This is a genomic window from Sphingomonas sp. FW306-1B-B10E (assembly GCF_058782005.1).
In genome coordinates, this window is sequence record NZ_JBYSXG010000026.1 from 45,585 (window position 1) to 57,215 (window position 11,631).

An 11,631-nucleotide genomic window follows, 5' to 3' on the forward strand; every position below is an offset into this window, starting at 1 on the left:
GTAGTTGTTTTGCGGATATCTTGAGCGAACTCGTCGATCTCACCCAAGGGGAGAAAGACGCGCTCGAAAAGCTGGAGGAACGCCAGCGGCCGGTGCGCCGCGGGGCGGTGCTGCAGCGTGAAAACGAGCCGTGCAACGAGCTGTTCATCCTCCGCAAGGGGCTGATGATGAGCTATGTGCTGCTCGACGACGGCAGCCGCCAGATTCTCCGCTTCCTGTTTCCCGGCGACATGCTCGGCGTATCGAGCGCCGTCTATCAGGAGGCGCCCGAGTCGCTCGCCGCGCTCTCCGATTGCGTGGTCTCGCCGTTCGACCGCGCGGCCTTGTCCGACATCATGGACCAGCATCCGCGGCTCTCCGCGCTGATCCTCGTCTATTGCCAGATCGAACGCGTCGCGCTCACCGATCGGCTCGCGGCGCTCGGCCGCACCAGCGCCAAGGCGCGCGTCGCCGCGTTGCTGCTCGAGTTGCGCAATCGCCTGCGCCATACCGACAAGAGCATCGCCAGCGCCTTCGCACTCGGCCTCACCCAGGAAGAGATCGGCGACGCGACCGGGCTCACCGCGGTCCATGTCAACCGGATGCTGCGCCAGCTTGAGGAAGACGGGCTGATCAAGCGCGAATCGGGCCGCGTCACGCTCAACGACGAACGTGCGCTGGTGCGGGCCGCGAATTACGTGAACCGTTATCAGGGGCTAGACCTGAGCTGGCTTCCCTCGCCGCGGAGCTAGGCCGTGTTTCTGCGAAAGCAGGAGCCCAGAGTCGCGAGCGACGCACTTGGTAACCCCGGGCTCCTGCTTTCGCAGGAGCATCGGCCGAGAACTCAGCCCCTCACGCCTTCTCCAGCGTGCATTGCAGCGGATGCTGGTTCTGCCGGGCGAAATCGATCACTTGGCTGACCTTGGTCTCAGCGACTTCGTAGCTGAACACCCCGCAGACCCCCACGCCGCGCTGATGGACGTGGAGCATCACCTGCGTCGCCTCCTCCATGCTCATCCGGAAGAAGCGCTGGAGGCAGAGCACGACGAATTCCATCGGCGTGTAATCGTCGTTGAGCATCAGCACGCGGTACGGCGTCGGCTTCTTGGTACGCGTACGGGTACGCGTCGCGAGCCCGACCGAAGGATCGCGCGTCCCCGTGTCGTCGTCGCCGTCCTCGGCCATTCGAATTCGGTGTTTGCTGGTTTCGGACATCGTGCTGAAAATATGGGCTCATCGGAAGCGAGGCAAGGCCGCAGCCGCGCCATTGATCCCGAAACCGCCCGTCGCGAGCCAAAAAGAAAGGCGGCCGCCGTTCGGCAGCCGCCCCGATACGCATTTACTGGAGCGCCAAGCGCTCAGGCGGTGACCTTCACCTTCTCGGCAGCAACCGCGAAGCGGCTGGAGATCGGCTGCGCAGCGTCGCCGGCGAGCTTGAGAACGGCTTCGGTGTTCTTCGAGGCTTCGGCGACATACGCATCGAACGCGCCGCGGACGAAGTCGCTCTGCAGCTTGAAGAACTCGGTCGGCGACTTGACGGTCGCGAGGGTCTTCATCGCGGCGGTCGCGCTCTCGAACGACTTGCGGCCATATTCGGCAGCGTCCTGGCCGAGGGTCTCGAGACCCTTGGCAGCAATACGGCCCGACTCGACGACGGCTTCGAGGTTGCCCTTGGCGAACTCGTTGGCCTCTTCGACCAGCTTGGTCGACTTCTCGACGGCGGTCTTGGTGCGGTCGTTCCACTCGCCGAACAGGGCCTGGGCCTTGTTGACGTTGGCAGTGGTGGTGTTCTCGAAATTGGTAGCCATGGTGGTGGTTTCCTTGACGGTTGCATCCGCGGCGGTCTCGGCGACGGCCTCGGCGACGTTGACGGTTTCCGCGACGGCGGCTTGGGCCTGCTCTGCTGCGGGTTGAACGATTTCGACTGCTTCCTGCGACGCGACTTCCACGATCGGAGCCGGTCCCGACGCGTTCACCGGAGCGGCTGCTTCGATGACGACGGGCGCGGTTTTCTTCTCGATCTTGGCTGCGGCAGCGCCAGCCTTGGGCGCGGCCGGCTTGCTGGCGCGCGCCGCAGGCTTCGGAGCGATCGGCTGTGCCGACGCTTTCGGTCCCTTGGTGGCCATGTGACACGGTTCCCTGACTATTGCTGCAACGCAGCATATAAGGGACCGTTGCGCGCATTGCAAGCGAACTTTTGTGCACTGCACAAAAAGTCATTTACGCTACGGAACGAGCATTTCAGCGCGCCCGAACGTAGCTCCCCGGAGCGTCTTCGAGCGCTTCGAGCTTGCCCCCGCCTGGGACACGTGCGCCTTTTGCATCCACTTTGGCGGCATCGATCTCCTCGATCCATGCCGCCCAATCGGGCCACCAGCTCCCCTTGGTTTCCTTCGCGCCTGCGATGAACTCGGCGAGCGTCTCGACCTTCTGGTCATTGACCCAATATTGGTACTTCCCCGCCGCGGGCGGATTGACCACGCCGGCAATGTGCCCCGAGCCGGCCAGCACGAACTTGAGCGGCCCCTTGAAGTGGTGCGTGATCTTCCACACGCTCGCTGCAGGCGCGATATGATCCTCGCGGCCGGCCTGGACATAGGTCGGCGTCGTCACCTTGCCGAGATCGATCGGCGTGCCCCCGATCGACATCAGGTTCGGCACCGCCAATTTGTTGTCGCGGTACAGGTCGGTCAGATAGCTCAGATGCCAGGTCGCGGGCAGGTTTGTGACGTCCGAATTCCAGTGGAGCAGGTCGAAGGGCACATAATCCTGCCCCATCAGGTAATTGTTGGTGACGTAGTTCCAGATCAGGTCGCGGCCGCGCAGCAGGTTGAACGTCATCGCCATGTAGCGCCCGTCGAGGAAGCCCTCGCCGCCCAGGCTCTTGATCATGCCGAGCTGATCATCGTCGACGAACATGGTCAGGTCGCCGGCCTCGCTGAAATCGACCTGCGCGGTGAAGAAGGTCGCGCTCTTGACCTTCTCGCTCTCGCCGCGCGCTGCGAGCACCGCCAGCGTTGCCGCCAGCGTGGTGCCGGCAACGCAATAGCCGATCGCATGCACGCCCTCGACGCCGAGCAGGTCGCGCACCGTGTCGATCGCGTCGATCTGGCCGCGCTCGACATAATCGTCCCAAACGACATGCTTCATGCTCGCATCGGCCGACTTCCACGACACGACGAACACGGTAAGCCCCTGCGCCACCGCCCAGGCGATGAAGCTCTTCTCCGGCGTCAGGTCGAGAATGTAGAAGCGGTTGATCCAGGGCGGGAAGATGATCAGCGGTGTCGCAGTGACCTGTTCGGTCGTGGGCGAATATTGGATCAACTCGTAGAGCGGCGTGCGCTTGACCACCTTGCCGGGGGTCATCGCAAGGTTGCGGCCGAGCTCGAAGGCGCCCTCGGCGGTCTGCGTCATCTGCCCCTTGGCGATGTCCGACAGCATATTCTGCAGGCCCTTGAGCAGGCTCTCGCCCTTGGTCTCGACGATTTTCTCGAGCACCTGCGGGTTGGTCGCCGGAAAGTTGGTCGGGCTCACCGCGTCGATGAACCCCTTGGTGGCGAAGCGGATCTGCTCCTTCTGCTTGGGATCGACTCCGTCGAGCGCGTCGACGCCCTTCAAGAGATTGTCGGCAATGACAAAATAGCTCTGGCGCAGGAAGTCGAACACCGGCTCCTCGCGCCATTGCGGTGCCTTGAAGCGCTTGTCCCTCGCCTGCTCGGGCGTCTCCTCGAACGGCGCGGCGTGCGCCGGATCGAGGAAGCGCTGCCACAATTGCATCGTGTCGGCCCAGAAGCTCGCACCGGTGCGCATCGCCGCGGTCGGATCAAGCATCGCGCCGAAGGGGCCGGCGGCGGGCAGCTTGGCCATGTCGAAGCCGTGCTCGAGCATCATCTGCTGCGCCTTGCCCAGCACCCAGGTCCAATGCTGCAGGTCCTCGAGGCTCGGCTTGGGAGTCGGGGTATCGGCCATAGGTTCCTCTCCAGCCTCGCTTTTGGCCGCTTTAGCGCCGACAAGCCAAGACGTCATTCCCGCACGCGCCGGAATCGCGTAGGAACGCTTCACGGCGCAATGCAGCGCCCAAACCCGAGAGAGAAGTGGAAATGTCCGAAGAGTTCTACCGCATCAAGCGGCTGCCGCCCTATGTCATCGCCGAAGTCAACGGCATGCGGGCAGCGGCGCGGGCGGCGGGCGAGGACATCATCGATCTCGGCATGGGCAATCCCGACCTGCCGCCGCCGGCGCATGTCATCGAAAAGCTCTGCGAAGTCGCATCGAAGCCCGACGCGCACGGCTATTCGCAATCCAAGGGCATTCCCGGGCTGCGCCGCGCCCAGGCAAATTATTACGGCCGCCGCTTCGGCGTCGATGTCGATCCCGAGACCGAAGTCGTGGTGACGATGGGCTCGAAGGAAGGCCTGGCCAGCCTCGCCACCGCGATCACCGCGCCGGGCGACGTGATCCTCGCGCCGAACCCGAGCTATCCGATCCACACCTTCGGCTTCATCATCGCCGGCGCGACGATCCGCGCGGTGCCGACCACGCCCGACGAGGCCTATTTCGAAAGCCTCGAGCGCGCGATGAATTTCACCGTCCCGCGCCCCTCGATCCTGGTCGTCAATTATCCGTCGAACCCGACCGCGGAGACCGTCGACCTCGCATTCTACGAGCGGCTTGTCGCCTGGGCGAAGGAGAACAAGGTCTGGATCATTTCCGACCTGGCCTATTCCGAGCTCTATTATGACGGCAACCCGACCGTCTCGATCCTGCAGGTCAAGGGCGCCAAGGACGTCGCGATCGAGTTCACGTCGCTGTCGAAGACCTATTCGATGGCAGGCTGGCGGATCGGCTTCGCGGTGGGCAACAAGGATCTCATCGCGGCGATGACCCGCGTGAAGTCGTATCTCGACTACGGCGCCTTCACACCGGTCCAGGCCGCCGCCTGCGCCGCGCTCAACGGCCCGCAGGACATCGTCGAGAAGAATCGCCAGCTCTATCACAAGCGCCGCGACGTGCTGGTCGAGAGCTTCGGCCGCGCCGGCTGGGACATCCCCAGCCCCCGCGCGTCGATGTTCGCCTGGGCGCCGCTGCCGCCGGCACTCGCGCATCTCGGCAGCCTCGAATTCTCGAAGCAGTTGCTCAGCCACGCGAAGGTCGCAGTCGCGCCGGGCGTTGGCTATGGCGAGAATGGAGAGGGCTTCGTCCGCATCGCGATGGTCGAGAACGAGCAGCGCCTGCGCCAGGCGGCGCGCAATGTGCGCAAGTACCTCCAGTCGATGGGCGTCAACACGCCGAGCGCCAAGGCGGGTTAGACAATTACGGACGTCACCCCGGCCTTTGGCCGGAGTCCACGGTCCGCGAAGGAAAGGCTGGAGGTTCGGGCCTTTCGCCCGGTTGCACCGTGGCCCCGACCCAAAGCCGGGGTGACGAATTGGTTGAGATTTGGGATAAGACCGTCCGCCGTAGCACGCCGCCTGCGGACGAAAGGTCACACAAAGGTCACACTATCGCGCACCCTCCGGCGCGAACGGGATGCGTCGAATTCAGGCAGGCCCGTTCAATACGCACCTTACGTTGCGGCACAGATCGACAGAGTCAAAGAGCGGCGGCCGACCGGCAGCGCATCGATCTCAGCAAATCAAATCCTACATCGCAAGCAGGACCTCAGGCCGTCTCGCTCTCGAGCAATTCGCGCACGTCGAGCCCGAGCAATGCGATATGCTCGCGCACCCGCGGCCAATGCCCGGTCAGGAAACGCTCGCGCTCGGCGATGCGGAGCCGCTCGACTGCGCCCGGCAGCACGAACATGCCGACGCCGCGGCGGACCTCGACATAATCGTCGTCCTGGAAGCTCTGATAGGCCTTGGCGACGGTGAGCGGGTTGGCGCCGTGCTCGGCGGCGAGCGCGCGGACCGAGGGGAGCTGGTCGCCAGCCCGATATTCGCCGCGCAAGATCGCCGCAGCAATCGTGGCACGCAGCTTGAGGTAAACGGGTGAGTCTTCGTGCTCGAGCGCTGTCATGCTGACTTAATACACCAATTGGCGATCAGGTCCATAGTCAGGGATTCCACTGGTGTACGACTTCGGACAGTTCGCCGCGCGGCCGCTCCTCGAGTTCGCGCCCCGGCGTGCCGATGAAGACGAAGCCGGCGATCCGCTGCGGCGCCGCGCCGAACAGGTCGCGCACCGCATCCGAATAGGCCGCCCAGCCGGTCAGCCAGCTGCCGACGAAGCCAGAGGCATGCGCCGCGTGCAGAAGGTTCATGCACGCTGCCCCGGCGGACAATTCCTGCTCCCAGAGCGGGATCTTGTGCGGGATCACCGGCGCCGACAGCACCACCACCAGAGCGGGCGCCTGGGTGACGAACTGCGCCGCCGCCTCGTCGTCGCGTGGCGTACAATCGGGTTTCTCGGCGCGCTGGATCTCGACCAGCTTGAGCGCCAGTGCCGGCCGTGCCGCTTCGGGCACGATCACGAACCGCCACGGCGCGAGCTTGCCGTGATCGGGCGTGCGCGCGGCGATCGCGACCATCTCGTGCAGCTGCTCGAGGCTCGGCCCCGGCGCGACCATGTCGCGCGGCTTGCCCGAGCGGCGGGTCTTGAGGAGATTGAGCGGCGTGGTGCGGTCATTGAAGGTCATGCCGACGATCTAGGCATCGATCGAACGGGCGCCAACCGCGATTGCGACCGATCGCCCCGCGGCGCGCCGACGCGACGGCGCTCGCTTAAATTGACTAAGTTGACCGAAATGCGATTCATCTCGCAACTTTCTTTCGCGGCAAATGCGCGTCCGAAGCGCTGCGACGAGGGGATGAGCGGCTGAGTCATGGCGCCGCGAGCCCAGCAGGCGAAATCCAATTTTGCAAGCGTACGCGCGGACATCGGCCGGGAGCACCGACGCCCTTGCGCTTTACACAAGCGCGGTTCCGTCTAGTCTCGCCGCCCATGCGCCGGGCAAGTCCCGGAAACCAAACTATAAGGTCACTCTTTCCGCATGGTCGAAACCCCCACCGCCGACAGCCCGGCCGAACCCGATATCAGCCACGTCAATCCCGCCGCGGAGAAGACGTGGTTCGGCCACCCGCGCCAGCTCGCGCGAATGTTCAGCACCGAAATGTGGGAGCGCTTCGGCTTCTACGGCATGCGGGCGCTGCTGACGCTTTATCTAACCCAGCACTTCATGTTCGGCGACCGCCAGGCGACGGGCATCTATGGCGGCTTCACCGCACTTGTCTATCTGACCCCGCTCGTCGGCGGCTATCTCGCAGACCAGTTCCTCGGCTCGAAGCGGGCGGTCAAGTTCGGCGCGATCGTGATGTCGCTGGGCTATCTGATCCTGTGCTTCGGCGGCCCGACCGCCAAGCCGCACGCCACGGTCGACGGGCAGCGCTACGAAGTATCGATCGAAAAGGCCGGCGACCGCGAGATCCGCTACGTCGTCGACGGCGCCCGCAAGCTCGAGATCAAGGGCAATGACGACGGTACCGTCGACCTGCTCGAGAACGGCGCATCGGTGCGCAAGGTCGCCAAGGGAAGCTTCGAATCCGATGCCGATCGCAGTCCCTTCTACGTGATGGTGATGCTGATCGGCCTGTCGATGGTGTCGACCGGCAACGGCTTCTTCAAACCCAATATCTCGACGATGGTCGGCGAGCTCTACGAGCCCGACGACCGCCGCCGCGACGCCGGCTTCACGATCTTCTACATGGGGATCAATATCGGCTCGCTCTTCTCGCAATTGCTCTGCCCGTGGCTCGCAGTGGCGTTCGACTGGTGGGCGGGCTTCGGCCTCGCGGCAATCGGCATGATGATCTCCTGGGCGCTGATCCAATTCAACGGCAACACGCTCAACGGCTATGGCGAGCCGCCTGCGCGGCCCGAGGTCGAGCGGCAGCAATGGTTCATCTATGCTGGCGCGCTGCTGATCGTGCCCGTTTTCTATTTCCTCTACGTCAACCTGATGAACTCGGTGGAGCCGGCGGCCGGATCGGGGATCATCGGCTACATCGCGTCGCTGCCGCTGATGGGCAAGTTCCTGTTCGGCACCTTCCTGCTCTCGGTCCCCGGCATCCTGATCTGGTCGTTCGTCGCGGGCAGCCGCCAGGAATTCCAGATGATGCTCGCCGCGATGATCCTCATCGTGTTCAACGTGGTTTTCTGGACCTTGTTCGAGCAGGCCGGCTCGTCGCTGACCCTGTTCGCCGACCGCAACACCGACCTGTCGGTGTTCGGGCTGTTCAGCATCACCGCGGGCCAGACCCAGTTCTTCAACGCCGCATTCATCGTATTGCTCGCGCCGTTCATGAGCGTGATGTGGACCGGCCTCGCCCGGCGCGGAGTCGAGCCGTCGATCCCGGTCAAGTTCGGCATCGCCTTGATCGGCGTCGCGGCGGGGTTCCTGTTGCTCGTCTGGGGCTCGAATTTCGCCGATGCCGGGTTCCGCGTGTCGGTCTGGTGGCTCGCCGGGCTCTATTTCGTTCATAGCTTCGCCGAATTGTGCATCTCGCCGGTCGGGCTCTCGATGGTCACCAAGCTGTCGATCGCCCGCGTCGTCGGGCTGATGATGGGCGTGTGGTTCCTGTCGATCTCGGTCGCGCAATATTTTGCCGGAATGATCGCGCAGATCGCCAGCGTCGATACCGTCGGCGGACAGGTGACCAACCTGAAGGTCAGCCTCGACACCTATGTCCACGTGTTCACCTTGATCTCCTATTGGGCGATCGGGCTGGGCGTACTCCTGCTGCTGCTCAGCTGGCCGCTCAAGAAGTGGATGCATGGCGTCCAATAGCCCCGTCGCCGAGGGCGGCTGCCGCTGCGGCGCGGTGCGCTACCGTGTCGCCGGCACGCCCGCGGCAACGTCGCACTGCCATTGCAGCGATTGCCGCCGCATGACCGGCGCGCCGACACTCGCCTGGGCGATCTTCCCCGAAGACCGGGTGGCGATCGTCTCGGGCGAGCTGGCGGTACACGAGACCTCGCCGGGCGTCGAATGGGGATTCTGCGCGCAATGCGGCAGCACCCTCACCTATCGGCGCGCCAGCCGGCCCGGGCTGTTCGACGTCACCACCGCGACGCTCGACGATCCCGAGCTGTTCCCCCCGGCGAAGGAGATCTGGACCGGCGAGCGGCTGTCGTGGATCCGCTCGAACCCGGACGTTCCGCATTTTCCGAGGACCGGCGCGGGTTAGCTCCCGTTCCCAATTATTGCGATCAAGCTCAATACGAAAAAGGGGAGCGTCGCCGCTCCCCTTTTTCCTTCGCAAAAAGCTGCGAGTGCTTCAGGCGGCGTTGCGGCGCCGCGCGACGAAGAGCGCGATCAGAGAGAACATCGGAAAAATCCTTGGAACGATAGTGCTGCAATGCAGCATAGAACGCATTTGGGTCGCGCGTGCATTTCCCGCAAATGCAATGTTCCCGAGGGCAAGTTGCACGAATTGCAACCGCACAAACAAATCGCCCCGGCATTGCTGCCGGGGCGATCGTGTTTCGCCAGGGATCAGTGCTTACCAGATGTGCACGCGCTGCGCGGGCGCGAGGTAGAGCGCGTCGCCCGGCTTGACGTCGAACGCCTTGTACCAGGCGTCGACATTGCGGACGATGCCGTTGACTCGGAACATCGCCGGCGAGTGCGGATCGGTGAGCAATTGCTGGCGCTGCGCGCCTTCGCGCACCTTGGTCTGCCATGCCTGGGCATAAGCGAGGAAGAAGCGCTGGTCGCCGGTCAGCCCACCGATCACCGGAGCCTTGCCATGCTTGGCCTGGTATTTCTGGTAGGCAGCATAGGCCGCCTCGACTCCGCCGAGATCGCCGATATTCTCGCCCAGGGTCAGATCGCCTTTGATCTTGGTGCCGGGGATCGGCTCATAGGCGTTGTACTGAGTCGAGAGCGCGGCGGTGCGCTCCTTGAAGCCCTTCTTGGCGGCGTCGGTCCACCAATTCTCGAACTTGCCGCTGGGCCCGAACTGGCTGCCCTGATCGTCGAACCCATGGCCCATTTCGTGGCCGATGATCGCGCCGATCGCGCCATAATTGACCGCCGCGTCGGCCTTGGGATCGAAGAAGGGCGGCTGAAGGATCGCGGCGGGGAAGGTGATCTGGTTGGCCAGCGGATTGTAATAGGCGTTCACCGTCTGGGGCGTCATGTTCCACAGGGTGCGATCGACCGGCTTGGGGAAGCGCTGCAGCTCGAGCTGGTGCTGGAACTCGCCCGAGCGGATCGCGTTGCCGAGCACGTCGCCGCGCTGCACCTTGAACGGCGCATAATCGATGTACTTGTCGGGATGGCCGATGCGCGGCTCGAACGCGGCGAGCTTGGCGAGGGCCGCCTTGCGGGTGGCATCGTCCATCCAGGTCGAGCCGGCGATCCGCTCCTGATAGGCGGCGCGCAGATTCTCGATCAGCTCGCCCATCTGTGCCTTGGCGGCGGGCGGGAAATACTTCGCCACATAGATCGCGCCGACCGCCTCGCCCAAGGCGCCGTTGGTGAGCTGGACGCCGCGCTTCCAGCGGTCACGCTGCACCTGCACGCCGTTGAGCGTGGTCGAATAGAAGCCGAAGCGCGTGTCGTCGAACGCCTTGGGCAGATACTGCGCGTGATCGCTGACGAAGCGGTAGGCGAGATAATCCTTCCACGTCTGGAGCGGCGTCGCGACCAGGGTCTTGCCGATCGCGGAGATCGCGGTGTTCTGCGTCATCAACACCGTCGGCGAGGAATCGAGACCGGCGGTCTTGAGCATCAGCGCCCAGTCGAATTCGGGCGCCTTGGCCTCGAGCCCAGCGAGCGGCTGCGGATCGTTCAATTTCGCGATGTCACGGCTCTGCTCGGGCGACCATTGCTGCTTGGCGATCACGGTCTCGAGCGCGACGATCGCATCGGCCTTGGCGCTGGCATCGGGAATGCCGGCGAGTTCCTGGATCTTCTGGACATAGGCGCGGTAGGCAGTGCGGAAGGCGACATACTTCTCGCCGTCGAGCAGATAGTAATCGCGCGGCATGCCGAGATCGCCCTGGCCTGCCACCGCGGTGTAGCGCGTCGGATCGGCGAGGTCGGGGATCACGCCGAGCTCGACCGGCGCGGCATAGCCGGGCGTAGCGAACAGGACTTGCAGCGCGGCGAGGTCCTTCACCGCCGCGATTCGCCCGAGATACGGCTTGAGCGGCGCAGTCCCGCGCGCCTCGATCCCCGCTTGATCCATCCAGCTGGCATAGAAATCGCCGACCTGGCGGCCCGAGGCGCCATAGGCCTTGGGGTTCTTCGCCATGTCGTCGAGGATCGCGCGGACGTTCGCCTCGGCTTCGATCGAGAGCTGGGTGCCGAAGCCGGCCGAGGCGCGATCCGCCGCGATCTCGGTGCGCTCGTTCCAGCCGCCATTGGCGAAGGTCCAGAAGTCGTCGCCCGGCTTGACCCCGGTCTTCTGGGCAGTGAGGTCGACGCCGAAGGCACCGTAGCGCGGGCCGTTCGCGGTCGACTGAGTGAACCCAGGCGCCGTCGCCACGACGAGCGCGACGCCTGCTGCCAGACGCGCCAAAGCCTTGATCTTCATCCGATAATTCCCCCGTATCAGGTGTGTTATCGGAATGTATCGCTGGGTTGTAACAGACGCAACGATCAAATCACCGATATTCCCCTCCCTGCCAGGGAGGGGTCAGGGG

At 64.4% G+C, this 11,631-nt stretch carries 10 protein-coding genes; 4 read left to right on the forward strand and 6 right to left on the reverse strand.

What is annotated here, in order from left to right:
* The first annotated feature begins 20 nt into the window (after positions 1-20).
* Entirely contained in the window at positions 21-731 is a 711-nt protein-coding gene (locus tag AC3WJI_RS11820) for a Crp/Fnr family transcriptional regulator (RefSeq protein WP_492757468.1), read from the forward strand.
* Between the two features lie 100 nt (positions 732-831).
* Here AC3WJI_RS11820 and clpS read toward each other — a convergent pair whose 3' ends face one another.
* The 3 genes from clpS to AC3WJI_RS11835 all read right to left on the reverse strand — a co-directional run bounded on the left by clpS (position 832) and on the right by AC3WJI_RS11835 (position 3,951).
* Positions 832-1,164: an ATP-dependent Clp protease adapter ClpS gene (clpS, locus tag AC3WJI_RS11825; protein ID WP_492757478.1), complete on the reverse strand. Its 333-nt coding sequence runs from the start codon at positions 1,162-1,164 to the stop codon at positions 832-834.
* Positions 1,165-1,337: 173 nt separating this feature from the next.
* Positions 1,338-2,105, reverse strand: a complete 768-nt coding sequence (locus AC3WJI_RS11830) for a phasin family protein (RefSeq protein ID WP_492757469.1) — start codon at positions 2,103-2,105, stop codon at positions 1,338-1,340.
* A gap of 115 nt (positions 2,106-2,220) precedes the next feature.
* Positions 2,221-3,951 carry a PHA/PHB synthase family protein gene (locus AC3WJI_RS11835; protein ID WP_492757470.1) on the reverse strand — a complete coding sequence of 577 codons (1,731 nt, stop codon included), beginning with the start codon at positions 3,949-3,951 and terminating at the stop codon, positions 2,221-2,223.
* A 131-nt stretch (positions 3,952-4,082) separates the two neighbouring features.
* Here AC3WJI_RS11835 and AC3WJI_RS11840 point away from each other — a divergent pair, with 131 nt between their 5' ends.
* The gene (locus AC3WJI_RS11840; RefSeq protein ID WP_492757471.1) at positions 4,083-5,291 is read left to right on the forward strand and encodes an LL-diaminopimelate aminotransferase; all 1,209 of its coding nucleotides are present in this window, start codon (positions 4,083-4,085) and stop codon (positions 5,289-5,291) included.
* A 352-nt stretch (positions 5,292-5,643) separates the two neighbouring features.
* On the opposite strand, the gene AC3WJI_RS11845 is transcribed toward AC3WJI_RS11840, so the two are convergent.
* Both AC3WJI_RS11845 and AC3WJI_RS11850 read right to left on the reverse strand, forming a co-directional pair.
* Positions 5,644-6,000 (reverse strand): GntR family transcriptional regulator, encoded by a 357-nt coding sequence (locus AC3WJI_RS11845; protein WP_492757472.1) that lies wholly within the window; start codon positions 5,998-6,000, stop codon positions 5,644-5,646.
* Positions 6,001-6,037: 37 nt separating this feature from the next.
* Positions 6,038-6,619 carry a nitroreductase family protein gene (locus AC3WJI_RS11850; RefSeq protein ID WP_492757473.1) on the reverse strand — a complete coding sequence of 194 codons (582 nt, stop codon included), beginning with the start codon at positions 6,617-6,619 and terminating at the stop codon, positions 6,038-6,040.
* Between the two features lie 354 nt (positions 6,620-6,973).
* Here AC3WJI_RS11850 and AC3WJI_RS11855 point away from each other — a divergent pair, with 354 nt between their 5' ends.
* Positions 6,974-8,767, forward strand: coding sequence for a peptide MFS transporter (locus AC3WJI_RS11855; RefSeq protein WP_492757474.1), 1,794 nt, complete (start codon positions 6,974-6,976; stop codon positions 8,765-8,767).
* On the forward strand, positions 8,754-9,167 hold the full coding sequence (locus AC3WJI_RS11860) for a GFA family protein (RefSeq protein ID WP_492757475.1): 414 nt from the start codon (positions 8,754-8,756) through the stop codon (positions 9,165-9,167). Before AC3WJI_RS11855 ends, AC3WJI_RS11860 begins: the two co-directional genes overlap by 14 nt.
* A gap of 315 nt (positions 9,168-9,482) precedes the next feature.
* Here the strand turns inward: AC3WJI_RS11860 and AC3WJI_RS11865 are convergent, their stop codons facing one another.
* Complete coding sequence (locus tag AC3WJI_RS11865; protein ID WP_492757476.1) at positions 9,483-11,522, reverse strand: M13 family metallopeptidase; 2,040 nt, start codon at positions 11,520-11,522, stop codon at positions 9,483-9,485.
* Positions 11,523-11,631: the final 109 nt, after the last annotated feature.

What these genes read in the sequence shown, in the direction of transcription:
- clpS (WP_492757478.1), bottom strand. Translation starts at nt 1,164, where the DNA reads ATGGCCGAGGACGGCGACGACGACACGGGGACGCGCGATCCTTCGGTC.
- AC3WJI_RS11830 (WP_492757469.1), bottom strand. Translation starts at nt 2,105, where the DNA reads ATGGCCACCAAGGGACCGAAAGCGTCGGCACAGCCGATCGCTCCGAAG.
- AC3WJI_RS11835 (WP_492757470.1), bottom strand. Translation starts at nt 3,951, where the DNA reads ATGGCCGATACCCCGACTCCCAAGCCGAGCCTCGAGGACCTGCAGCAT.
- AC3WJI_RS11840 (WP_492757471.1), top strand. Translation starts at nt 4,083, where the DNA reads ATGTCCGAAGAGTTCTACCGCATCAAGCGGCTGCCGCCCTATGTCATC.
- AC3WJI_RS11845 (WP_492757472.1), bottom strand. Translation starts at nt 6,000, where the DNA reads ATGACAGCGCTCGAGCACGAAGACTCACCCGTTTACCTCAAGCTGCGT.
- AC3WJI_RS11850 (WP_492757473.1), bottom strand. Translation starts at nt 6,619, where the DNA reads ATGACCTTCAATGACCGCACCACGCCGCTCAATCTCCTCAAGACCCGC.
- AC3WJI_RS11855 (WP_492757474.1), top strand. Translation starts at nt 6,974, where the DNA reads ATGGTCGAAACCCCCACCGCCGACAGCCCGGCCGAACCCGATATCAGC.
- AC3WJI_RS11860 (WP_492757475.1), top strand. Translation starts at nt 8,754, where the DNA reads ATGGCGTCCAATAGCCCCGTCGCCGAGGGCGGCTGCCGCTGCGGCGCG.
- AC3WJI_RS11865 (WP_492757476.1), bottom strand. Translation starts at nt 11,522, where the DNA reads ATGAAGATCAAGGCTTTGGCGCGTCTGGCAGCAGGCGTCGCGCTCGTC.